We start from the raw sequence: 22,210 nt of genomic DNA, 5'->3' as shown, positions 1-22,210 counted from the left end.
GAGTGCGAGCAGCCTGCCGCGCGAGATCCCGGCTTTCGCCGGGATGACGGCGGTGCCGTCATGATCCTCGGCCTGGGCTCGGACCTGTGCAATATCGAGCGGATCCGGAAGTCGCTGGACCGTTTCGGCACACGTTTCGAGCAGCGCAGCTTCACCGACCTGGAGATCGCCAAGGCGAAGACCCGCCCGCACAACTATGCCGCCACGCTCGCCAAGCGCTTCGCTGCGAAGGAGGCTTTCTCCAAGGCAGTGGGAACCGGGTTCAAGGCGGGCGTGTTCATGAAGGACATCGGTGTCGTCAACGCGCCCTCCGGCGCGCCCACGCTGGCATTGACCGGAGGCGCGAAGGCGAGGCTTGACGCCATCACCCCCGCGGGTCACGTCGCCGTGGTGCATCTGACGCTGACGGACGATCATCCCTGGGCGTTCGCCATGGTGATGATCGAGGCGGTGAAGGAAGATTGATGGGGGCGGACGAGCTCGCGTTGAGTCACGAAGCGTTCGAGGAAGAGGCCGAGGCCCGGACGCGCACCGACTGGTGGGCGGAAGCGCGCGGCATCCTGTGGCTGGTGCTCGCCGTGCTCGGCTTCCACAGCCTGATCGCCAAGCCCTTCTTCATTCCCAGCGAATCGATGCTGCCCGGCCTGCTCGTCGGCGATCGGCTGGTGGTGACCAAATATCCCTATGGCTACAGCTGGGTGACGCCGACCTTCCATGTGCTGCCCTTCATGCACGGCCGCATCCTGGGCAGGCTGCCCGAGCGCGGCGACGTGGTGATCGTCACGCCGCCCGGCACCAACACCGACTATATCAAGCGCGTGATCGGCCTGCCCGGCGACACGATCGCCGTCAGGGGCGGCATCGTCTATCTGAACGGCAAGGCGGTCCCGCGCCGCGCGATGGGCGATCGCTATATCCCCGTCGATCCCAATACGCGCTGCAGCGAGGACCAATATCCCGGCTTCCTCGTCACGCGGGCCGGCCGGCAATATTGCCGCCTGCCGATCTTCCGCGAGACGCTGCCCGGCGGCCGCTCCTACGACACGATCGACCTTGGCTTCCGCCCCGGCCGCGCGGACAATTATCCCGAGATCCGCGTGCCCCGGGACAAGGTGTTCCTGATGGGCGACAATCGCGACAATTCGGCCGACAGCCGCTTCCCGCTCGCGCAGGGCGGGCTGGGCGGCCCGGTGCCGTGGGAGAATATCGGCGGCCGTGCCGAGTTCATCACCTTCAGCCTCGACGGCAGCGCCAGCTGGAATCCGCTGACCTGGCCGCGATCCTTCCGCCCCGGCCGCGCCGGCACCTCGCTTCACCCGCAACGGGACAATCAATGATGAGCGATCCGCTAGCCTCCCCCAACGTCCATGTCGTCCAGGAACCGGGCCCCAACGAACTGCGCGACCCGGTGGTCCGCGCCGAATTGAAGAAGGCGAGCGTCTGGTTCGGCCTCGGTATCGCGGTCGCCCTGTTCGTGCTGCTGATCCAGCCGATCCTGATCATCTTCGGCGGGCTGGTCTTCGCATCGATGCTGGATGGCGGCGCGCGGCTGCTCGGCCGTATCCTGCCGATCCCGCGCGCGCTGCGGATCGTGATCGTCGTCCTGCTGGTCATCGCCTTCTTCGCCGGCATCTTCTACCTGACCGGAGTGCAGATCGCGGCCCAGGCGGAGCAGCTGCGCACCACGCTGGAAGTGCAGGCGAACAAGGTCGCCCAATGGGTGGCCGATCTGGGCCTGATGCCGGGCCGCTCCGATCTCACCGGCCTGGCCCAGCAGGCGCTGGGCAGCGTCGGGCGGCTCACCTCGGCGGTGGGCTCGGTGTTCGGCGCGGTCTCCTCGCTGCTGATGATCGTGGTCATCGGCCTGTTCGTGGCGCTGGAGCCGCGCATCTACGAGCGTGGCCTGCAATGGATGGTGCCCAGGGACGCGCGCGATTCGTTCGCGCTCACCATCAGCCGCATGGCGACGACGATGCGGCGGCTGCTGGCCGGGCGCCTGTTCGGCATGCTCTTCGAGGGCGTGGTCACCGCCTTCTTCCTGTGGCTGGCCGGCGTGCCGATGGCGCTGCTGCTCGGCATCATCACCGGCGTGCTCGCCTTCATCCCCAATATCGGCGCCTTTGTCTCCGGCGTTATGATGATCTCGGTGGGCTTCAGCGCCGGCACCGAGACCGGCATATGGGCGATCATCGTCTATTTCGGCGTGCAGAATTTCGACGGCTATGTCGTGATCCCGATGGTCGCGCGGCGCACGGTGGACATGCCGCCGGCGCTCACCCTCTCGTCGCAGATCCTCGCCAGCACGCTGTTCGGCGTGCTCGGCCTCGCGCTGGCCGATCCGATCGTGGCGATGATCAAGGTCGCGCTGGAAAGCGAGGCGGAGCGCGCCGCCCGTGCCGCCGACGAGGAGAGCCCGCGGCTCAAATGGCGGGTCCGCCTGCGCCGGGGCTATGAGGAAGGGGCGCCCACGCCTCTCGAGCCGCCGGCAGGTGCGCCATGATCCTCTACGATTATTTCCGCTCCTCGGCCGCCTATCGCGTCCGCATCGCGCTGAACTTGAAGGGCGTGGCCTATGCGCGGCGCGACGTCATGCTGCTCGAGAACCAGCAGCGCTCGCCGGAGCATCTCGCCCGCAACCCCCAGGGCTTCGTCCCCGCGCTGGAAGCCGATGGCAAGGTGATCACGCAGAGCCTGGCGATCATCGAATGGCTCGATGCGCGCCATCCCGAGCCGCGGCTGATCCCCGCCGACCCCGATGCCCGTGCCGCGGCGATGGCCCGGGCGCTCGTCGTCGCGGCGGACACGCATCCGCTCAACAATCTGCGCGTGATGCGGCGCCTGAAGGAGATGGGCGTGGACGAGGAGGGGCGGAACGCCTGGACCCGCCACTGGATCACGGAAGGCTTCGCCGCGCTGGAGGCGATGGCGGGGGACGGGCGCTTCCTGGGCGGCGATGCGCCGGGGATCGCCGATCTCTGCCTGGTGCCCCAGATGTACAATGCCAGGCGCTTCGAGACGCCGCTCGACGCTTTCCCCCGGCTGGTCGCGATCGACGCCGCCGCCGCCGCGCTCCCCGCCTTCGCCGCCGCCCATCCCGACGCGGTGGCGCCCAAGTGAGGATCGCCGGGCTGGCGGCGGGCCTGCTGCTCGCCGTACCCGCCCTGGCGCAGGAGCAGGATCCCGACGCCATCGTAGTCACCGGCCGCGGGCTCGCGGCGCCGCCGGGCGATGCCGCCTATGACGTGGTGACGATCGGGCGCGATCGCATTGCCGGCACTGCCAGCGGCCGGCTGGAGGATGCGCTGCGCGATGCCGCCGGCCTCGCTCAGTTCCGCCGCTCCGATTCGCGCTCGGCCCATCCGACCTCGCAGGGGATCACGCTGCGCGGGCTGGGCGGCAATGCCTCCAGCCGCGCGCTGCTGTTGCTCGACGGCGTGCCCCAGGCCGATCCCTTTGGCGGCTGGGTCGCCTTTCCCGCCTATCTTCCCGTGCGCCTGGCGGGCGCGCGAATCGTGCGGGGCGGGGGCAGCGGCTATGCCGGGCCCGGCGCGCTGGCCGGCACGATCGAGCTGGAGAGCGGCGGCCCGGCGCAGCTTGGCCGGCTCTCGCTGGACGCGCTCGGCGGCAGCCGCGACAGCCTCGATCTCGCGGGGGTGGGCGCCGTCGAGCTCGGGCGCGGCTTCGCCACCCTCGCCGGCCAATATGCGCGCGGCGACGGTTTCACGCCGATCGTCGCGGCGGATCGCGGGCCGGTCGACCGGCCCGCGCCGTATGAACAGGCCGCCATCGCCCTGCGCGCCGTCGCGGGCATCGGCGCCGATACCGAGCTCCAGGCCAATCTCTCGGCCTTCACCGACCGCCGCGACCGCGGCGTCGATTTCACGCGGATGAAGAGCGAAGGCGCCGATGCCAGCCTTCGCCTGGTGGGGCGCGGCGCCTGGGGCTGGTCGGCGCTTGCCTGGCTCCAGGCGCGCGATTTCGCTTCGGGATTCGCGGCGGTCAACGATGCCCGCACCGCCGTCACGCCGGCGCTCGACCAATATGCCGTGCCCGCCACTGGCCTGGGCGCGCGCCTCGAAATTGCCCCGCCCGTCGGCGGGGGCGTGACGCTTCGCCTCGGCGGAGACCTGCGCCGCGTCTCGGGCCGGAGCGAGGAACTCTACACTTATGTCGCCGGCCGTCCGACTCGCCGCCGCGTCGCGGGCGGGGAGAGCCTGACCGTCGGCGGTTTCGCCGACGCCAGCTATGAAAGCGGGCCGCTCACGCTCAGCCTGGGCGGGCGGCTCGACCATTGGGACATCGCGGACGGCGCGCTGCAGGAGACGTCGCTGGCGCCGGGCCCGGTGATCGCGAACGGCCGCTTCCCCGATCGCCAGGGCTGGGAAGCCACCGGCCGCGCGGGCGCCGCCTATCGGCTGGGCACCGTGACGTTGCGCACGGCCGCATATCGGGGCTGGCGCCTGCCCACGCTCAACGAGCTCTACCGCCCTTTTCGCGCGGGTGCCGACGCCACCGCCGCCAATGCCGCGCTCGATCCCGAGCGGCTGATCGGGGCCGAGATCGGGATGGACTGGCGCCCCGTCGCGGCGCTGACCATCCGTGCCACCGGCTATTGGAACCGCCTCGACGGCGCGATCGCGAACGTCACGCTGGCGCAGGGGCCGGGCAGCTTTCCTGGCGTGGGCTTCGTCTCCGCGGCGGGCTTCTATCGCCAGCGGCGCAACCTCGATGCGGTCACGGCCAGGGGGGTGGAGCTCGACGGGCGCTGGGTGGCCGGCGCCTTCAGCCTGGCCGCATCCTATGCCTTCACCGATTCGCGGGTGACCGCATCGGGCGTGGCGGCGTCGCTGGATGGCCTGCGCCCGGCCCAGACCGCGCGGCACCAGGCGAGCGCGACGCTCGGCTGGGCGCGGGACGAGGCAGGCGCGTCGCTCACCGCCCGCTATGCCGGCCCGCAGTTCGAGGACGACCAGAACAGCCGCGCGCTGAAGGGCGCCTTCACGCTCGACGCCGCCGCCGCGCTGCCGCTCGCGCGCGATCTCGCGCTCCAGGCTCGGGCGGAGAACCTCTTCGATGCCGAGGTGCAGGCCGGGATCAGCGGCCCGGGCGTGATCGAGCGCGCGCTGCCGCGCACCCTGTGGCTGGGCGTGCGGCTGCGGCTGCGCTGATCCGGGTCACCGCCGGTGGCTGTCCACCACCCGGTCGAACAATGCCAGATAGTCGGCGATCGAATCGCCCGTCGCGATCACCGGTGCGGGCCGGACCGCGTCCGGCGCCAGCCAGTGATCGAGGGCGGCGACCAGCGCATCGCCATCCTCGCGGGCGATCACCGTGCCCAGTTCCGGCGCATGGACGATCTCGCGCACCGCGACGCTCGATTCGGTCGATACCACCGGGGTGCCCACCGAAAGCGCCTCGCGCAGCACGCCGGGCACGCCTTCATAGTCCGACGTCAGCACCGCCACCGCCGCGCCCCTGAGCGCAGGCAGCGGATCGCCGGCATGGCCGGGCATGGCCACCCGGTCGCCCAGTCCCAGCGCCGCGACCTGCGCGTCCAGGGCGCCGCGCGCGCCGCCTTCGCCGAGCAGCAGCAGCTTCACCTGCTTGTCGGCCAGCCGGGGCAGGGCGGCGAGCAGCCGGTCCCAGCGCTTCTGCGGCTCCAGCCGCCCGACGCCGATCAGATAGCGGCCCGCGGGCAGCGCCACCGGCGCGGCGCCCGCGATCGGCCGGGCGGGCGGATTGGCGATCACCCGCACGCGCTCCGGCGGCATTCCCATCTCGGCCATCGCCTCGGTCGCCATTGCCGGGGTCATCGCCACGACATGGTCGAGGAAGCGCGGATGCAGCCGCAGCCAGCGCCGATAGCGCCATGCCGCTCCCCGCGAGAGCTCGGGGCGGACAAGCGCGTTGGAGACCTTGCCCACGATCGGCGGCGCGTCGGCGCCCAGCCGCAGCCGGGCAAGCGCAGTGACGCCGGTATAGCGGTTGCCCGGGCAGAACAGCAGGTCCGGCCGCGCCCGCCGGACTTCGTCCGCGAGCCGGAACAGGGCCTGGTGCCGTCCGTCGCCCAGTTCGATCAGTTCGATCCCGCCGGGGATTTCCGCGGCCAGCGGCCCCTCGCTGCTGCCCAGCACCAGGGTTACCCGGCGCCCTGCCGCATGCCATCCCGCGGCCATGCGCAGCATCGCGCGTTCCACACCGCCGCCCTGCAATTGCTGGGCATAGGTGAGGATGTGTTGTGCGGTTTTGGATTGGGTGCGGTGCAACATAGGTCTTGCGGATTGCCACTCTTAAGCCCAAATCGCCCCCGCAATAAACCGCAATCTGCTGCCACCAGCCATTTTCGTGTTGGCGTAAACTGGGGGGCTGTACGCCGCAAGACGCGGAAAAAGTGCTGGAAACGCCCGTTTTGGGCGGCGGAATGTGAATCGGTGAACGAACCAAGTCTGGAGGCTTCGTTGAACACGAGCGTTGTCGAGGCCGTCCCCCTCCCGGGCGCGCCCGACCTTGCGGGTCTCGAACCCGTCGAAAAGATCAGGCGCCGCTGGCCGGCGATTCTCGGCGGCGCGCTGACGCTGCTCATGATCGCGGCGCTGGGCCGCGAGCTGTTCGGCTCGGGCCTGCAGGGCCTTTATCGCAGCCTGCCCACCAACCCGATCTTCTACCTGGTCTTCGCGCTCTATTATGTCGGCCCGCCGACCTTCGACTATGTGATCTTCCGGCGGCTGTGGCAGATTCCGCTCGCCGGACTGGCCGCGCTCCACAAGAAGCGCATCTCGAACGAAGTGTTGTTCGGCTATTCGGGCGAGGCCTATTTCTACGCCTGGGCGCGTCAGCGGACCCAGATGGTCGCCGCGCCCTTCGGTGCGGTGAAGGACGTGATGATCCTGTCGGCCATCGCCGGCAATGCGATCACGCTGATCATGATGATCGTCGGCCTGCCGCTCTATCTGGGCCTGGTGCCGCCGCAATGGAAAGGCGCGGTGCTGGGCTCGGTGGTGGTGCTGCTGCTGATGTCGGTGCCGTTCCTGCTCTTCTCCAAGCGCGTGTTCTCGCTGCCCCGCCGCGAGCTGTGGTGGGTGTTCCTGGTGCACTGCGCGCGCATCGTCACCGGCTCGCTGCTGGTCGCGATCGCCTGGCACCTGGCGATGCCGAACGTCTCGATCGGCGTGTGGCTGATGATGGCGGCCGGCCGCCTCCTCGTCTGGCGCCTGCCGCTGGTGCCGAGCAAGGAGGCCGCCTTCGCCGCGATCACCGGGGTGGTGATCGGCCAGGGCTCGGCCATGTCCGAGCTGATGGCGCTGATCGCCGGCCTCACCCTTCTCGTCCACGTCACCTTGATCGGGGGCTTCAGCGTGCAGGCCCTGCTCACGAGGAACAAGCAGCCATGATCCGCTTCCCGATCGCCTTGCTGGCCACCGGCGCCGCGGCTGCGCTCGCCCCCGCGGCAGTGCCCGCCGCCGCCGGCGCGCAGCCCGATCCGGTCGACGGCAGCTGCGCGACGCGGGCCGGCGTGCCGCTCTACGTCAACGTCACCGGCCTCAAGGACCGCACCGGCCGGCTCAAGCTGGAGATCTATCCGCCGAACGAGGAGGATTTCCTGCGCGACGACACGTCGCTGAAGCGCGAGAACAAGCCGTTCCGCCGCATCTGGGCGCAGACGCCGGCCTCGGGGCCCGTCCGGCTGTGCATCCGCGCGCCCGGCCCGGGCACCTGGGCGGTGCTGTTCACGCACGATCGCGACGGCAAGAACAAGTTCAACTTCTGGGAGGACGGCGCCGGCTTCCCGAGCAACCAGAAGCTCGGCCGCAGCCGCCCCAAGGTGCGCCAGGCGCTGGTCAATGTCGGCCCCGGCGGTGGACAGATCTCGATCAAGGCGCAATATCTCCGGGGCCTGGGCGGCTTCGCGCCGCTGGAGGACTGAGGGACAGGGCGATGCGCATCGTCGACGTCAACGAGTTCTACTCGCCGACCGGTGGCGGCGTGCGCACCTATCTCGATCGCAAGATGGGGATCATGGCCGATATGGGCCATGAGCTGACCGTGATCGCGCCGGCGCTCGAATCGAGCGTCGAGGAGCGGCCCGGCGGCGGCCGCATCTTCTGGGTCAAGGCGCCGCCGCTGATCCTCGATCGCAATTACGGCATCTTCGTCCATGACGAGCCGGTGTGGAACCTGCTCGACGCGCTGAAGCCCGACATCGTCGAGACCAGCTCGCCCTGGCTCCCGGCCTGGACGGTGGCGCGCTGGCAGGGCGATGCGGTGAAGATATTCTTCGCGCATGGCGACAATATCGGCGCCTATCCGCAGCGCTGGCTCGACAGCGTGGCGACGCCGATCCAGGTCGAGCGGGCCTTTGCCTGGTACACGCGGTACATGAGCCGCTTCCTCGGGCACTACGACGCGTTCGTCACCAACGGCCCGGCACTGGCCAAGCGGTTCCGCCGGCGCGGCATGCATGTCCATGCCTCGATGCCGCTGGGGATCGAGCGGCAATGGTTCTCGCCCGACCTGCGCGACGAGAAGCTGCGCGTGGCGCTGCTCGCCCAGCTCGGCCTGCCGCCGGAAGGGCATCTGCTGCTCGGCCTGGGCCGGCATCACAAGGAGAAGCGCTGGCCGCTGGTGATCGACGCGGTGGAGGCGGCGGCGAACGACCTGCCCGTCGGCCTGATGCTGATCGGCGACGGCCCGCAGCGCCGCCAGCTCGAGGCCCGGATCGCCGGCAGCCCGCACATCAAGATCTTCCGTCCGGTCTATGACCGGGTGCGCTTCTCGCGGATCATGGCGAGCTGCGATGCGCTGATCCACGGGTCCGATGCCGAGCCCTTCGGCCTCGTCGCTTCCGAGGCGCTGGCCTCGGGCCTGCCGCTGATCGGGCCCGACGAGGGCGGTTTCGCCGAGCTTGCCGATCCGCTCTTCGCCGAAACCTATCGTGCGCGCGATGCCTATTCGGCGGCGGACGCGATCCGGCGCATGTTCGGCCGCGAGCAGGCCATCCTGCGCAACGCCGCCCGCGTCGCCGCGGGCAAGGTGCGCAGCGATGCCGACCATGCCGCCGAACTGATGGCCTATTACGAGGGCTTGCTGGAGGCGAGGCGCGGCGGCGCCGGCGCGCGCGCCGCCGGCAGCGCGTAGACCGAGATATTGAGGTCGCCAAGCGGCCAGCGGCCGCGCAGGCGATATCCCAGCTCCTCCATCCGCTTCACCGCCAGCCGGTGCGACGCCATGCGCTCGCCGAAATAGACGGGGCGCATCACCACGATCTCCGGCCGCTCGGTGAAGATGCGGTCGATCTCCTGGAGCTGGTCGACGCCCAGCGCGCCATTCTCGCGCTCGCGCGAAAGGTGGCTCGGGAAGACCCAGGGCGACACGGTGCAGCGGCCGGTATAGCCATAGAGGATCGGATTGCCGGAATAGAGGTACATGCAGCCCGGGCCGCGGCCGATGCCGTCGGCCAGGGCCTGGAGCTGCGCGGCATTGCCGCGGTGCCATTTCACGCTGACCAGCCTGGCCTCGCCGCCGATGGCGGCCACGAGCAGCAGCAGCGGCGCCACCCATTTGCGGCCGGTCTCGGTGCCGCCCAGATAGCCGGCGCAGCACAGGCTCGCGGGCAGCAGGACCGGCAGCGCATAGTGATTGAACCAGGTACCGAACACCAGCAGCCCGATCACCGCGGCGATCAGCCAGCCGAATAGCAATGCCCGCACCGGATGCTCGCCACGCGCGCCCACCGGAACATGGCGCGAGAGCCCGGAGACGATCAGCAGCGGGGCCAGCATCAGCGCGACTTCCAGGAAGTTGCGAATCAGCACCAGCGGCGGATCGCTCTGCCGCGCCAGGATCGAGCCGAAATTGGCGTAGAACCAGGGATCGCCATGGCCGAGCAGGATGAACACCGCCCAGGTGGCGAGGGTGGGCAGCCACACCGCCGCCGCCCAGAGCGCGCCGCGGCGCATCACGTGCGCCGCGCTGGTCCCCAGGCGCGCCTCGTTCCACATCAGCCACAAACCGAGGAATATCGCCTCGAAGACCACCGAATATTTGACCTGCATCGCCAGGCCGATGATCAGCATCGCCGCGGTGGCGCGATGGATGCGCCGGCGATCGTCGCTCGCGTCGTCCGGGTGCGGTACGATCAGCAGCACCGCCCAGGCCGTCAGCAGGTTGTAGAAGACCGGCGCCTGCCCGCCCTGGCCGTCGGCGAAGTTGAGCATGAACAGATAGAGGAGCGCGGCGGGGAGGCCGCCGCGACTCCAGCCGGCCTTGTCGGCGAGCCGCCAGATCAGCAGCGCGGTGCCCACCACGGCGGCCAGCGCCATCATCTGATAGATCCAGATCCCCGCCGGAACCCCGAAGGCGGCGGGCAGCAGGTAGATCAGGAACAGCCCCACGGGCTTACGGTCCCAGACGTCGACGAAGGGAACGGCGCCGTGCAGCATCTGCTGCGCGGTGACGAGATAGAATTCCTCATCGATATGGACGACGGGATTGCCGAAGGTGATCGCGCGCACCGCCACGGCGGCAAGCAGCAGGATCGACCAGCGCGGCAAGGCGGCGATCGTGACGACCAGATCGGAAAGGCGAGCAGTCCGGCTCCCCAGCACTTCGGACTTGCTTGCCATCAGGAGCGCCGCGCCCCGGGCGGAAGGAGATGCAGCATGATTGTCGAACGGGCCCTTCCCGGTTAATTCCGGTCCGTGCTTAGCGCCGCGCGCGCGTGCTGTCACGAACTCGCCACGGGAGCGCGGCAAGGCGTGCGACGAAATTGTCCGGGAACGCTACAAATGACGCTTCGTACCGATCGCCGCTCGCTTCTCATCACCGGCACGCTGGGCCTCGGCGCCCTCGCGCTTCCGGGCTTCTCCCTCGCCCAGGCGCTTGCCACCGGCTTCACCCATTCGGTCGCCAGCGGCGAGCCGGGGCAGGACACGATGCTGCTCTGGACGCGCTACGTTCCCGCCGATGGCGGTGCGGTGAAGCTGAGGGCAGAGATTTCGAAGACCGCGGATTTCGCGAAGATCGTCTCGGGCGGCCAGCAGATCACCGGCCCGTGGCGCGACCATACCGCCAAGATCACGGTCGAGGGGCTCGAGCCCGGCACCAGCTATTTCTATCGCTTCGTGGCTCCGGACGGCAGCTTCTCGCCGGTGGGCAGGACGAAGACGCTGCCCATGGGCAATGTCGGCCGCTTCGGCATTGGCGTCTTCTCCTGCGCGAACATGCCGTTCGGCTTCTTCAACGCCTATGGCCATGCCGCGGCGCGCCCCGATCTCGACCTGTGGGTCCATCTCGGCGACTATCTCTACGAGTATAAGCGGGGCGGCTATGCGCCGGCCGGCGGCGCGGTGGCGGATCGCTGGCCCGAGCCGGCGACCGAGATGGTCCATCTCGCCGACTATCGCCTGCGCTATGCCAGCTATCGCAGCGATCCCGATCTCCAGGAACTGCACCGCGTCAAGCCGATGCTGATCCAGATGGACGATCACGAATCGACCAACAACAGCTGGGAAGGCGGCGCGCAGAACCATCAGCCGGACGAAGGCGACTGGAGCATCCGCAAGGCGGCCGCGCTGCAGGCGTTCAAGGAATGGATGCCGATCTCGGAGACGCCCTGGGGCAGCTACGACATTGGCGGCCTCGCCACGCTGTTCCGCACCGAAAGCCGCCTCCTCGCGCGCAGCGACGAGCCCGATCTCGCTCCGCTGTTCCGCTCCGCCGATGCGCAGAAGGCATTGATCGCCTTCCGCGACGGCGAGCTGCAGGACCCGGCGCGCACCATGCTCGGCACCGAGCAGGAGGTGTGGCTCGGCCATGCGATGCGCAGGTCGGTGCGTGCCGGCCAGAAGTGGCAGCTGGTCGGCTTCGGCACGATCATGGGCAAGCAGCGGATGCCGGAGCAGGCGCTGGACTGGATCAAGCCGGATGCCCCGGCCCGCACCCGCGCCTATGTCCAGTCCGGCGTGATCGCCAGCAAGCTGGGCGTGCCGTCGGACCTCGACAATTGGGGCGGCTTCCCGGCGGCTCGCGCACGCTTCCTCAAGTCCGCCCAGGCGGCGGGCGCCAACCTCATCGTGCTGTGCGGCGACAGCCACAATGCCTGGGCGTTCGACCTGGGGCAGGACGGCAAGCCCGCCGGCGTCGAGTTCGCCGGCCACAGCGTCACTTCGCCGGGCTATGAGAACAGCACCGCGACCGACCCGAAGGTCATCGCCGCCGGCCTGGTCGCGGCCAATCCCGAGCTGAAATGGTGCGACACCAGCCGCCGCGGCTATATGGCGCTCACGCTCACGCCGGAAAAGGCGAGCAACGACTGGGTGTTCATGGACACGGTTACCCAGCGCACCACCAGGGCCAGCGTGGGGCACACCGCCGTGGTGACGCGCGGCCGCAACGTGATGGCGTAGCGCCAGGAGCCGATCGGCAAATCCCGGATATTTGTTCGGGCCGCCGGGCCTAGGCCAGCACCAGCGCCACGGCCAGGATCGCCGCCCCGCCCAGCAGCGCGGCGGCGATCCAGCCGGCGCCGCGCCGGATCGCGGCGGCGGTCGCGGCGTCGTTCGGCGGCTCGGCCTCGATCCGCCGGATCGCGGCGCGCAGCAGTCGCGGCGCATCGTCGCCCAGCCCCGCCAGGGTCCAGGCCAGCATGCCGCCGCTCGCCGCCAGCCGCCCCGGCGCGAAGCGCGCCGCCACCAGCCGCGCCGCCGCCCGCCGGATCGCGCCGGACAGGTCGAAGCCTGGCGCGATGCGCGCGAGCACGCCGTCCATCGTCACAAAGGCCTTGAACACCAGCAGCAGGTCCGGCGGCATCACCAGCCCTTCCTCGCGCAGCAGGCGGAGGAAATCGGGCACCATCTCCGCCATGACGATGCGCCCTCCGCCATGGCGCTGGACGATCTGTTCGGCGGCGCGGTCGATGCGGCCGCGCGGCACGCCATGCCCTTCGGACCAGAGCGCCAGCGTCTCCGCGAGCGCCCGCGGATTGCCCCAGGCCAGCGACGTGACGAAGCCCAGAAACTCCTCGCGCCGCCCCGGTCCGACATGGCCGATCGAGCCGAGGTCGAGCAGCGCCAGCCGGTTGCCGGGCAGGCAGAGCAGGTTGCCGGGGTGCGGATCGCCGTGGAAGCGGCCATGGACCAGCACCATCTCGATCACGAGATCGGCGCCGAGTTCGGCGATCGCCGCCGGATCGATCCCGCGCGCCGCCAGCGCTTCGGCCGAGAGCGGCTTCACGCCCTCGACATAGTCCATCACCAGCAGGGTCTCGCTGGTCCATTGCCAATGGATGCCGGGCACCAGCGCGCCGGGCTGGCCGGCCAGGTCCTGGCGGATGCGATCGGCGTTGCGGCCTTCCTGGGTGAAGTCCAACTCCTCGAGCATCGCCTGGCGCAGCTGGCGCGCCAGCGCCACCGGCTCGAAGCGCCGCGCCTCGGCGCTGCTCCGCTCGACCAGCGCGGCCAGCTCGGCGATCAGCCGCATGTCCGCCTCCATTGCGCGGCGGATGCCGGGGCGGCGGACCTTGAGCACCACTTCGCGCCCGTCCTTCAGCCGGGCGCGATGAACCTGCGCCATCGACGCGGCGGCGAGCGGCACCGGGTCGAAGCGCGCAAAGGCGGCCTCGGGCGGCTCGCCCAGCGCCTCCTCCACCGCCGCACGGATCGTCTCGAAGTCGAGGGTCGGCGCATCGCTGTGCAACTGCTCGAGCTCGGCGATCCATTCGGGCGGCAGCAGGTCGCCGCGCGTCGCGAGGATCTGGCCGATCTTCACGAAGCTCGGCCCCAGTGCCTCGAGCGCCAGCCGGGTGCGGCGCGGGAGCGGCAGCGCGCCCGCGTCCGCATCCGCGCCTTCGCCGGCGAAGCCCAGCCGAGCGAGCAGCACGCCCAGCCCGAAGCGCGCGGCCACGGCCGCGATCTCGCCCACGCGGTCGCGGTCGCGGGCAGTGGTGGCAATCAGCTTGATCATTCGGCGCCAACGCCGGCCGGGGGCGAACGCTCCCGCGTCAACCGGCGCGGCGCTCCAGCGCGAGCAGATATTCCTTGGCGTCGAGCCCGCCCGCGAAGCCGGTGAGCTTGCCGGTCGATCCGATCACCCGGTGGCACGGGGCGACGATCGAGATCGGGTTGCGCCCGTTGGCGGCACCGACGGCGCGCGACGCCTTCGGCCGGCCCAGCTTCGCGGCGATCTCGCCATAGGAGCGCGTCTCGCCAAAGGGGATGGCGAGCAGTTCGGCCCAGACGCTCTTCTGGAAGTCGGTTCCCCGGAAATCCAGCGGCAGGTCGAAGCGGGTGCGGGTGCCGGCGAAATATTCGCGCAGCTGGGCCTCGGCCGCCATCAGCACCGGATGCCCGGCATCGCCGGCCGCTTCGCCCAGCTTCACCCGGTCGGGCGAATCATTCTCCCAGAGGATCGCGACAAGGCCCTTGTCGCTCGCGACGAGGGTGAGTTCGCCGACGGGCGAGGGGATGGTCTTGGTCGACAAGGTCATGCTGTGTCTCCTTACCCTGTCGATATGGACGGTGGCGCCGCGAATCGCTTCCCGCACCTTGTCGTCAAAGCCTCAATCCAGCGACTTGCTCGCCTGCTCGAACATGTCCTTGCTCAGCCCCGGCGTGGCGATGATCCGCTCCAGCTCGGCGCGCATCTTTGCCGCGCGTGCCGGATCGAAGCGCTTCCACCGGCCGAGCGGCGGCACCAGCTTGGCCGCGGTCTGCGGATTGAGCCGGTCGAGCGCGATCAGCTGGTCGGCGACGAAGCGATAGCCGCGGCCGGAAGGATCGTGGAACGCCCGCTGGTTGACGCTGAACGCACCGATCAGCGCCCGCGCCCGGTTCGGGTTGGCGAGCGTGAAGTCCTTGTGCACGGCCAGCGCCTCGACGGCCTGCGCGGCATCGTCGCGCGACGAGAGCGCCTGGGTCTGGAACCATTTGTCGAGCACCAGCGCATTGCCCTGGTAGCGGTGGTAAAAGGCCGCGAGCGCCGCTTCGCGCTTGTCCGAGCTGCCATTGACCAGCGTGGTCAGCGCGCCCTGGCGGTCGGTCATGTTGTCCGCCGCCTCGAACTGGTCGAAGGCGAGCGCGGCCGCGTCGTCCGCGCCGCTCGCCGCGATATAGCCGAGCGCAACGGTCTTCAGCCGCCGCGCGCCCTTGGCCGCCGGGGAATATTCGAAGCGATTGGCCTGCGCGCCGTCATAGGCGGCGCGCCATTCGCCCTCCAGCGCCTTGCCCAGGTCCGCGCGCAGGGCCTCGCGCGCCGCGAAGATCGCGTCGGGATCGACCATGCCCATCTGGTCGCCGATGAAGCTGTCCGACGGCAGCAGCACGGCCTCGGCGACGAACGCCTTGTCGAGCCCCGCATCGAGCAGCGTGTTCCGCACCGCCTCGATCACCGCGCCGTGCTCGCCCTTGCCGCTCGTCACTGCGGCGACCAGCGTGTCCAGCATCAGCTGCTGCATCGCCTCGTAACGGGCGAAGGGGTCGTCGTCATGCGCGGAGAGGAAGGCGAGGTCCTTCGCCGTGCGGTTGGTCTCGACGATCACGGGGGCGGAGAAGCCGCGGTTGATCGAGAGCACCGGCGGCTCGGACAGGTTCTCGAACAGGATCTCCTGCGCGGCATCCCTGAGCAGGACCAGCTGCTCGTCGCACATCGGCCGGCCGGTGATGCCGCCGAACAGCTTGAGCCGGAGCGGCAGCACCATCGGCTCCTTGGCCGGCTGGCCCGGTGTCGGCGGCACGGTCTGGGCGAGCCTGAGGCGGGCGCGGCCGCCTTCCTGCGCCAGATTGGCCGAGACGCGCGGCGTGCCCGCCTGGCTGTACCAGCGGCGGAACTGGGTGAGGTCGACGCCGCCGGCCTCCTCCATGCAGCGCACGAAATCCTCGCAGGTCGCCGCAGTGCCGTCGAACCGGTCGAAATACAGGTCGGTCGCGGCGCGGAACTTCTCGCGCCCCAGGATGGTCGACATCATCCGGATCACTTCGGCGCCCTTGTTGTAGATGGTCGCCGTGTAGAAGTTCGAGATCTCGATATACTCGTCCGGGCGCACCGGATGTGCGAGCGGGCCGGCATCCTCGGGGAATTGCGAGGCCCGCAGCCCGCGCACATCCTCGATCCGCTTGACCGCCTTGCTGCCCTGGTCGCCCGAGAAGCTCTGGTCGCGGAAGACGGTGAAGCCTTCCTTCAGGCTGAGCTGGAACCAGTCGCGGCACGTGACGCGGTTGCCCGACCAGTTGTGGAAATATTCGTGCGCCACCACCGCGGCGATCGCGTCGTAATCATAGTCGGTAGCGGTATCGGGGTCGGCAAGGATGTAGCGGCTGTTGAAGACGTTCAGCCCCTTGTTCTCCATCGCGCCGAAATTGAAGTCGTCCACCGCGACGATGTTGAACACGTCGAGATCATATTCGCGGCCATAGACGGTCTCGTCCCAGGCCATCGACAGCTTGAGCGCGTGCAGCGCGTGATCGGTCTTTGGCAGGTCGCCCGCACGCACCCAGATGCCGAGGTCGACCTTGCGCCCGCGCATCGTGGTGAAGACGCCCTTGTTGGCGACCAGGTCGCCGGCGACCAGCGCGAACAGATAGCTCGGCTTGGGGAAGGGATCGTGCCACTCGGCCCAGTGGCGCCCGTCGCCCGCATCGCCCTGCGCGATCGGATCGCCGTTCGCCAGCAGCACGGGGAAGCGCGCGCGGTCGGCGGTCATCCGCACCTTGTACTTCGAGAGCACGTCCGGCCGGTCGGGAAAGAAGGTGATGCGGCGGAAGCCCTCGGCCTCGCACTGGGTGCAGAGCATGCCCGACGAGGCATAGAGGCCCTGCAGCTGGGTGTTGCGCTCGGGGGAGATCGTCACGACCGTCTCGATCTCGTGCGCGTCGCCGTCAAGCGGGATCACCAGGTCCGGGCCGTCCATCGTCCAGCCCTGCGCCTCGGCGCCGTCGACCATGACCGACTCGGCCGCCAGCCCGTCGCCGTTCAGCACCAGCGGGCGGTCGTGGGTGCCGCTGCGCTCCACCTTCAGCGTGGCGCGGACCCGCGTCGCCACCGGATCGAGATCGAAGTCGAGCGCGATCTGGGGAACCGTCCAGTCGGGCGCGCGATAGTCCTCGCGGCGAGTGACGTGCGGAGTCTGCGGGGCGTTGGAAGCGTCTGCCATGATGCCTCGGATATAGGGGCAAGCTCGGCGCTCGCCACCTTGAAAATCTGCCGGCTTGCGCCTGCGTCAAGCCGTGCTACCGAAGCGATATACCGAGTTGCCGCCGAGAGGTTCCCCCACATGATCCGCACCACCACGCCGCTGGCCCTTGCGCTGATGCTGGCGCTGCCCGCCTATGCCCAGAACGCGCCGGCCCCGGCGCCCGCCCCGGCCCCCACTGCCGCCGAGCGCAATGCGATCGTCAATGCCGAGCTGCCCGCCGACCAGGCGGCACTCAAGAGCCATGTCATGTTCCTGGCATCGGATGCGCTGAAGGGCCGCGAGGCCGGCAGCCCCGAATTCGAGATCGCCGCGCAATATGTCGTCTCGCAATTCTATGCGGCCGGGCTGAAGCCGGCGGGCGACGAGGGCGGCTATCTGCAGAAGGTCCCGCTGGTCAACGCCAAGCTCGACGGCCCCGGCACGATGACGGTGACGGGCAAGGGCGGCACGCCGGTCGCGCTCGAATTCGGCAAGGACTTCGTGTCGTCGGCCAATCCCGAGACGCCCGATTACCGCGTCACCGCGCCGGTGGTGTTCGTCGGCTATGGCATCGTGGGCCAGGGTCGCGACGACTATAAGGGCGTCAACGTGAAGGGCCGGATCGTCGCCTATTTCGGCGGCGCGCCCGAGAGTTTCCCCGGCGAGGTCGCCGCGCATTTCTCCAATCCCGCCGCCAAGGCGGAGATCGCGGCGAAGCATGGCGCGATCGCCACGATCACGCTTGAATCGCCGCGCGCCGGCAAGGCGCCACCGTTCAGCCTCTATGCCACCTACGCGACGCGCGCGCGCTTCACCTGGGCCAATGCCAGTGGCACCGGCCATATCGCGGCACCCGGCACGCCTTCGGCCGGCACGGTCAGCCTAGTCGGCGCGGAGAAGCTCTTCGCCGGCGCGCAGCAGAAATGGGCGGATATCGCCAAGGCCGCCAAGGCCGATAATGCCGTGTTCAAGGCCGAGGCCCTGCCGGTCAGCGTCACCGTCGCCGCCAAGACCGTGCTTACGCCCGTGCAGAGCTACAATGTCGCCGGCATGATCCCGGGCAGCGACCCCACGCTGTCGAAGGAAGTCGTGGTCCTTTCCGCGCATCTCGACCATATCGGCGTCGGCCGGCCCGACAAGACCGGCGACACGATCAACAACGGCGCGCTCGACGATGCCGTCGGCATCGCCTCGCTGATCGAGGAGGCCAGGCGCTTCAAGACGGCGGGCACGAAGCCGCGCCGCTCGATCCTGTTCCTCGCGGTCACCGCCGAGGAGAAGGGCCTGGTCGGCTCGGACTATTTCGCCAACAATCCCACCGTGCCGCTGTCGAGCATCGTCGCCGACGTCAATCTCGACATGCCGATCATCACCTACAAGTTCCAGGACATCATGGTGTACGGCGCCGGCCATTCGACGCTGGGCCCGATCGTCGAGCGCGCCGGCAGGGCGATCGGCGTGCCGCTGTCGGACGACCCGCTGCCGGGCGAGAACATCTTCGTTCGCTCGGATCACTATAACTTCGTCCGCAAGGGCGTGCCTTCGGTCTTCCTCTGGCCCGGCGCGGGCGGCCCCGGCCGCGCGGCCTATGACGACTTCATGAAGAACCATTATCACCAGCCCTCGGACGAGATCGGCCAGCTGCCGGCGATCGACTGGGAGTCCGGCGTGCGCTTCGTCGACGTGAACTATCGCATCGCCCGCGAGATCGCCGATGGCGCGGAGCGGCCGGTTTGGAACAAGGGCGATTTCTTCGGCCTCACCTATAACGGCCCGGGGGCCAAGTGAGCATGAAGCGCGCCCTTCTCCTCGCCGCGACTCTGCTCGCCGCCGTCCCCGCCTTCGCCCAGGATCTCGACAGGGACGCGGCGGCGCTGAAGGCGCATGTCCAGTTCCTCGCCTCCGATGCGATGAAGGGCCGCGACACCGGCTCGCCCGAACTGGCCATCGCCGAGCAATATGTCGCGGCGCAGATGCTTGCGGCGGGACTGAAGCCCGCCGGGGCAAATGGCGGCTGGTTCCAGCCGGTGCCGCTGGTCGCCTACAAGTCGGCCGATCATGGCAGCCTGTCGCTCACCAGTGGCGGGGTCGCGACTCCGCTCGTCTGGGGCAAGGACTATGTCGCGCGCGCGGTGCCGTCCAATCCCAAGGTCGCGGTGTCGGGGCCGGTGGTGTTCGCCGGCTATGGCAGCGAGGCGGAGTATAAGGGCCTCAAGACCAAGGGCGCGATCGTCGCGGTGCTGCGCGATTCGCCGCACGACCTGCCCAGCGACATCCGCGCCCATTCGTCCCAGCCCGATCAGCAGGCGGCGGTCGCGGCCCGCCACGGCGCGATCGGCGTGATCCTGATCGAGGGCAATGCCCGCCATGCGATCTTCCCGTTCGCGGTCAGCGTCGGCTATGCGCAAAGCGAGGCGATGACCTGGGCCGGTTCCGAGGCGGGTGCCGGTGCGCCGCCCTTCGCCTATGTCGGCTTCGAAGGGGCAGCCAAGCTGTTCGCCGGCTCGAAGATCCAGTGGGATGCGGTGCTCGCGGCCGACAAGGCGGACAGGAAACTGCCGACGGGCCCGCTGGGCGTCTCCGCCACCGGCACCGCCAACACCGCCGTCCGCAATCTCACGGCCAACAATGTCGCCGGCATGCTCCCCGGAACCGACAAGAGCGGCGAATATGTCGTCCTCTCCGCCCATCTCGATCATGTCGGCGTGGGCAAGCCCGACGCGAAGGGCGACACCATCTATAACGGCGCGATGGACAATGCCGTCGGCACCGCCGCGATGCTCGAGGTCGCCCGGCGCTTCCAGGCATCGGGCAAGGCGCCGCGCCGCTCGATCCTGTTCGTCGCGGTGACGGCGGAGGAGAAGGGCCTGGTCGGCTCCGAATATTTCGCCGCCAACCCCACGGTCCCGAAGGGCTCGATCGTCGCCGACGTCAATCTCGACATGCCGATCCTGACCTATGACTTCGTCGATCTCGTCGCCTATGGCGCCGATCGCAGCACGGTGGGCAAGATGGTCGAGGCGGCGGCGGCGGCCGAGGGCGTGAAGCTCGTCCCCGATCCCACGCCCGAGGAAGCTTCGTTCGTCCGCTCGGATCACTACAGCTTCGTCAAGGCGGGCATCCCCTCGGTCTCGCTCGACCTGGGACCGGGCGGGCCGGGCGCCGCGGCGACGAAGGAATTCCTCGACAAGCATTATCACCAGCCTTCGGACGAAGTGGGGCTGATCGACTGGAAGCAGGGGCTGCGCTTCGTCGGCCTCAACTATGCCATCGCGCGCGCCATCGCCGATGCCGAGGCTAGGCCGGTATGGAACAGGGGCGATTTCTTCGGCACGCTCTACAATGGGCCGATGGCCCAGGGATCCTCGGAAAAGTGATCCTCCGCCGCTTCCTCTTCGCCGCGGCGGCGCTGCTCGTCGCGCCGCTCGCCCAGGCGCAGACCGCGCCCCAGCCGGCCGCCCAGCTTCCGCCCGAGCAGGCGGCGCTGAAGGCGCATGTCCAGTTCCTCGCCTCCGACGCGCTTCGCGGGCGCGAGGCGGGAACGCGCGACTATGACGTGGCGGCCGAATATGTCGCGGCGCAGATGCTGGCGATCGGCCTGGTGCCCGGCGCGGCGGGAAGCTGGTTCCAGCCGTTCAAGCTGGTCTCGTACAAGCCGGCCGAGAAGGCGAAGTGGAGCCTGGTGCGCGGTGCGATGGAAATCCCGCTCCAGTTCGGCATCGACTATGTCAACACGGCGGCGCCGGCCACGCCCGATTTCAAGGCCGAGGGCGGCATCGTCTTCGCGGGTTATGGCATCGTCTATCCCGAGGGCCGGCGCGACGATTACAAGGGGCTCGACGTGAAGGGGAAGATCGTCGCGATCCTTCCCGGCGTGCCCCAGGGGCTGCCCAACGAAGTCGAGGCGCATTTCGGCGACGACGAGCAGAAGGCGGCGATCGCGCAGCAGAAGGGCGCGGTGGCGGTGATCGTGCTCGAATCGCTCGCCCAGCGCGAGCAGATCCCGTTCGAGGCGATCGTTCCCTATTACGACTATGAGCGCACGACCTGGGCCCGGCCCGACGGCACCGCCTTCGCGACCGCGTCCGGCGCCCCGCCGGTCGGCTATGTCGGCCCGGCCGGCGCGGAGAAGCTGTTCCAGGGGGCGAAGATCCGCTGGGCCGATGTGCTCGCCGCGCAGCGCCGGGGCACGCGGGTCCCGACCGGAGCGCTCGCCGGCACGCTCAAGGTTGCGAGCAAGACCAAGCTGTTGACGCAGGCGACGCGCAACGTGGCCGGGCTGATCCCGGGCACCGATCCGTCGCTCAAGGCGGAATATGTCGTCCTCTCCGCCCATCTCGATCATGTCGGCGTGGGGGATGCGGTCAATGGCGACCGCATCTACAATGGCGCGATGGACAATGCGATCGGCGTCTCGACCATGCTCGAGGTCGCCCGCAAGTTCGTCGCTTCGGGTGAGAAGCCCCGCCGCTCGATGCTGTTCGTGGCACTGGCGGCGGAGGAGAAGGGGCTGCTCGGCTCGGACTATTTCGCGCATTATCCGCCGGTGGCGAAGGACCGGCTGGTCGCCGATATCAACATGGACATGCCGATCCTCACCTATCCGCTGGTCGACGTGGTGGCGCTGGGGGCCGAACGCTCCAGCCTGGGCCCGGTGATCGCCGCGGCGGCGGCTGGCGAAGGCCTCGCCGTCGTCCCCGATCCGAGCCCGGAGGAGATGTTCTTCGTCCGCTCGGATCACTACAGCTTCGTCAAGTCGGGCATTCCGGCGGTCTCGATCGACACAGGCCCGGGCGGGCAGGGGGCCGAGGCGCAGAAGAAGTTCCTGGCCGAGAATTATCACAAGCCCTCGGACCAGATCGACTTGCCCTTCGACTGGAACTCGGCCGCCAAATATATGCGCCTGAACTATGCCGTCGCCCGTGCGCTCACCGATGCGCCGGAACGCCCGCGCTGGAACCGGGGCGATTTCTTCGGGGTACGGTTCGGGGGATATGGGGCGCAATGATCCTTGCTCCCCTCCCTGGAAGGGAGGGGCTGGGGGTG

17 protein-coding genes are annotated in these 22,210 nt (G+C 69.4%); 12 read left to right on the top strand and 5 right to left on the bottom strand.

All coding sequences use genetic code 11. The annotated features are described in order from the left end of the window. Positions 1–60: 60 nt before the first annotated feature. The 5 genes from acpS to CAP40_RS00840 are packed head-to-tail and all read left to right on the top strand — an operon-like array spanning position 61 to position 5,168. Positions 61–465 carry a holo-ACP synthase gene (gene acpS, locus CAP40_RS00860; RefSeq protein ID WP_086127473.1) on the top strand — a complete coding sequence of 135 codons (405 nt, stop codon included), beginning with the start codon at positions 61–63 and terminating at the stop codon, positions 463–465. After that, a complete protein-coding gene (lepB, locus tag CAP40_RS00855; RefSeq protein ID WP_086127472.1) occupies positions 465–1,337 on the top strand; it encodes a signal peptidase I in 873 nt (290 codons plus the stop codon). The genes acpS and lepB overlap by 1 nt, the downstream gene beginning before the upstream one ends. Further along, positions 1,334–2,500 (top strand): AI-2E family transporter, encoded by a 1,167-nt coding sequence (locus CAP40_RS00850; protein WP_373384792.1) that lies wholly within the window; start codon positions 1,334–1,336, stop codon positions 2,498–2,500. Before lepB ends, CAP40_RS00850 begins: the two co-directional genes overlap by 4 nt. Continuing rightward, positions 2,497–3,117 carry a maleylacetoacetate isomerase gene (maiA, locus tag CAP40_RS00845; protein ID WP_086127470.1) on the top strand — a complete coding sequence of 207 codons (621 nt, stop codon included), beginning with the start codon at positions 2,497–2,499 and terminating at the stop codon, positions 3,115–3,117. The genes CAP40_RS00850 and maiA overlap by 4 nt, the downstream gene beginning before the upstream one ends. Beyond that, positions 3,114–5,168, top strand: a complete 2,055-nt coding sequence (locus CAP40_RS00840) for a TonB-dependent siderophore receptor (RefSeq protein ID WP_086127469.1) — start codon at positions 3,114–3,116, stop codon at positions 5,166–5,168. The genes maiA and CAP40_RS00840 overlap by 4 nt, the downstream gene beginning before the upstream one ends. 6 nt (positions 5,169–5,174) lie before the next feature. On the opposite strand, the gene CAP40_RS00835 is transcribed toward CAP40_RS00840, so the two are convergent. After that, positions 5,175–6,269 (bottom strand): glycosyltransferase, encoded by a 1,095-nt coding sequence (locus CAP40_RS00835; RefSeq protein WP_086127468.1) that lies wholly within the window; start codon positions 6,267–6,269, stop codon positions 5,175–5,177. Positions 6,270–6,458: 189 nt separating this feature from the next. Between CAP40_RS00835 and CAP40_RS00830 the strand changes: the two genes are divergently transcribed. The 3 genes from CAP40_RS00830 to CAP40_RS00820 are packed head-to-tail and all read left to right on the top strand — an operon-like array spanning position 6,459 to position 9,135. Next, positions 6,459–7,391 (top strand): hypothetical protein, encoded by a 933-nt coding sequence (locus CAP40_RS00830; RefSeq protein WP_179187837.1) that lies wholly within the window; start codon positions 6,459–6,461, stop codon positions 7,389–7,391. Continuing rightward, on the top strand, positions 7,388–7,924 hold the full coding sequence (locus CAP40_RS00825) for a DUF2141 domain-containing protein (RefSeq protein ID WP_086127467.1): 537 nt from the start codon (positions 7,388–7,390) through the stop codon (positions 7,922–7,924). Before CAP40_RS00830 ends, CAP40_RS00825 begins: the two co-directional genes overlap by 4 nt. A gap of 11 nt (positions 7,925–7,935) precedes the next feature. Next, on the top strand, positions 7,936–9,135 hold the full coding sequence (locus CAP40_RS00820) for a glycosyltransferase (protein ID WP_086127466.1): 1,200 nt from the start codon (positions 7,936–7,938) through the stop codon (positions 9,133–9,135). Here the strand turns inward: CAP40_RS00820 and CAP40_RS00815 are convergent. Further along, positions 9,072–10,622: a glycosyltransferase family 39 protein gene (locus CAP40_RS00815; protein ID WP_086127465.1), complete on the bottom strand. Its 1,551-nt coding sequence runs from the start codon at positions 10,620–10,622 to the stop codon at positions 9,072–9,074. The genes CAP40_RS00820 and CAP40_RS00815 overlap by 64 nt on opposite strands. 162 nt (positions 10,623–10,784) lie before the next feature. On the opposite strand from CAP40_RS00815, the gene CAP40_RS00810 reads away from it, so the two are divergent. Next, complete coding sequence (locus CAP40_RS00810) at positions 10,785–12,404, top strand: alkaline phosphatase (protein ID WP_086127464.1); 1,620 nt, start codon at positions 10,785–10,787, stop codon at positions 12,402–12,404. Between the two features lie 49 nt (positions 12,405–12,453). Here CAP40_RS00810 and CAP40_RS00805 read toward each other — a convergent pair whose 3' ends face one another. From CAP40_RS00805 to pepN, 3 genes are all read right to left on the bottom strand, one after another. Continuing rightward, positions 12,454–13,959, bottom strand: a complete 1,506-nt coding sequence (locus tag CAP40_RS00805; RefSeq protein WP_086127463.1) for an AarF/ABC1/UbiB kinase family protein — start codon at positions 13,957–13,959, stop codon at positions 12,454–12,456. A gap of 37 nt (positions 13,960–13,996) precedes the next feature. Beyond that, positions 13,997–14,482 carry a methylated-DNA--[protein]-cysteine S-methyltransferase gene (locus CAP40_RS00800; RefSeq protein WP_086127462.1) on the bottom strand — a complete coding sequence of 162 codons (486 nt, stop codon included), beginning with the start codon at positions 14,480–14,482 and terminating at the stop codon, positions 13,997–13,999. Positions 14,483–14,554: 72 nt separating this feature from the next. Next, entirely contained in the window at positions 14,555–17,143 is a 2,589-nt protein-coding gene (pepN, locus tag CAP40_RS00795) for an aminopeptidase N (protein ID WP_086127461.1), read from the bottom strand. Positions 17,144–17,263: 120 nt separating this feature from the next. On the opposite strand from pepN, the gene CAP40_RS00790 reads away from it, so the two are divergent. The 3 genes from CAP40_RS00790 to CAP40_RS00780 are packed head-to-tail and all read left to right on the top strand — an operon-like array spanning position 17,264 to position 22,172. Then, a complete protein-coding gene (locus CAP40_RS00790) occupies positions 17,264–18,952 on the top strand; it encodes a M28 family metallopeptidase (protein ID WP_086127460.1) in 1,689 nt (562 codons plus the stop codon). A 2-nt stretch (positions 18,953–18,954) separates the two neighbouring features. After that, a complete protein-coding gene (locus CAP40_RS00785; RefSeq protein ID WP_086127459.1) occupies positions 18,955–20,541 on the top strand; it encodes a M20/M25/M40 family metallo-hydrolase in 1,587 nt (528 codons plus the stop codon). Next, the gene (locus CAP40_RS00780; protein WP_256923954.1) at positions 20,538–22,172 is read left to right on the top strand and encodes a M28 family metallopeptidase; all 1,635 of its coding nucleotides are present in this window, start codon (positions 20,538–20,540) and stop codon (positions 22,170–22,172) included. Before CAP40_RS00785 ends, CAP40_RS00780 begins: the two co-directional genes overlap by 4 nt. Positions 22,173–22,210: the final 38 nt, after the last annotated feature.

This window comes from Sphingomonas sp. IBVSS2 (assembly GCF_002127225.1).
Classification (GTDB): Bacteria; Pseudomonadota; Alphaproteobacteria; order Sphingomonadales; family Sphingomonadaceae; genus Sphingomonas.
Note: the sequence above shows the minus strand (reverse complement) of the source record. Positions and strands in the feature narration are given on the sequence as shown.

What these genes read in the sequence shown, in the direction of transcription:
- CAP40_RS00825 (WP_086127467.1), top strand. Translation starts at nt 7,388, where the DNA reads ATGATCCGCTTCCCGATCGCCTTGCTGGCCACCGGCGCCGCGGCTGCG.
- lepB (WP_086127472.1), top strand. Translation starts at nt 465, where the DNA reads ATGGGGGCGGACGAGCTCGCGTTGAGTCACGAAGCGTTCGAGGAAGAG.
- pepN (WP_086127461.1), bottom strand. Translation starts at nt 17,143, where the DNA reads ATGGCAGACGCTTCCAACGCCCCGCAGACTCCGCACGTCACTCGCCGC.
- maiA (WP_086127470.1), top strand. Translation starts at nt 2,497, where the DNA reads ATGATCCTCTACGATTATTTCCGCTCCTCGGCCGCCTATCGCGTCCGC.
- CAP40_RS00785 (WP_086127459.1), top strand. Translation starts at nt 18,955, where the DNA reads ATGAAGCGCGCCCTTCTCCTCGCCGCGACTCTGCTCGCCGCCGTCCCC.
- CAP40_RS00790 (WP_086127460.1), top strand. Translation starts at nt 17,264, where the DNA reads ATGATCCGCACCACCACGCCGCTGGCCCTTGCGCTGATGCTGGCGCTG.
- CAP40_RS00815 (WP_086127465.1), bottom strand. Translation starts at nt 10,622, where the DNA reads ATGGCAAGCAAGTCCGAAGTGCTGGGGAGCCGGACTGCTCGCCTTTCC.
- CAP40_RS00800 (WP_086127462.1), bottom strand. Translation starts at nt 14,482, where the DNA reads ATGACCTTGTCGACCAAGACCATCCCCTCGCCCGTCGGCGAACTCACC.
- CAP40_RS00810 (WP_086127464.1), top strand. Translation starts at nt 10,785, where the DNA reads ATGACGCTTCGTACCGATCGCCGCTCGCTTCTCATCACCGGCACGCTG.
- CAP40_RS00835 (WP_086127468.1), bottom strand. Translation starts at nt 6,269, where the DNA reads ATGTTGCACCGCACCCAATCCAAAACCGCACAACACATCCTCACCTAT.
- CAP40_RS00850 (WP_373384792.1), top strand. Translation starts at nt 1,334, where the DNA reads ATGATGAGCGATCCGCTAGCCTCCCCCAACGTCCATGTCGTCCAGGAA.
- CAP40_RS00805 (WP_086127463.1), bottom strand. Translation starts at nt 13,959, where the DNA reads ATGATCAAGCTGATTGCCACCACTGCCCGCGACCGCGACCGCGTGGGC.
- acpS (WP_086127473.1), top strand. Translation starts at nt 61, where the DNA reads ATGATCCTCGGCCTGGGCTCGGACCTGTGCAATATCGAGCGGATCCGG.
- CAP40_RS00820 (WP_086127466.1), top strand. Translation starts at nt 7,936, where the DNA reads ATGCGCATCGTCGACGTCAACGAGTTCTACTCGCCGACCGGTGGCGGC.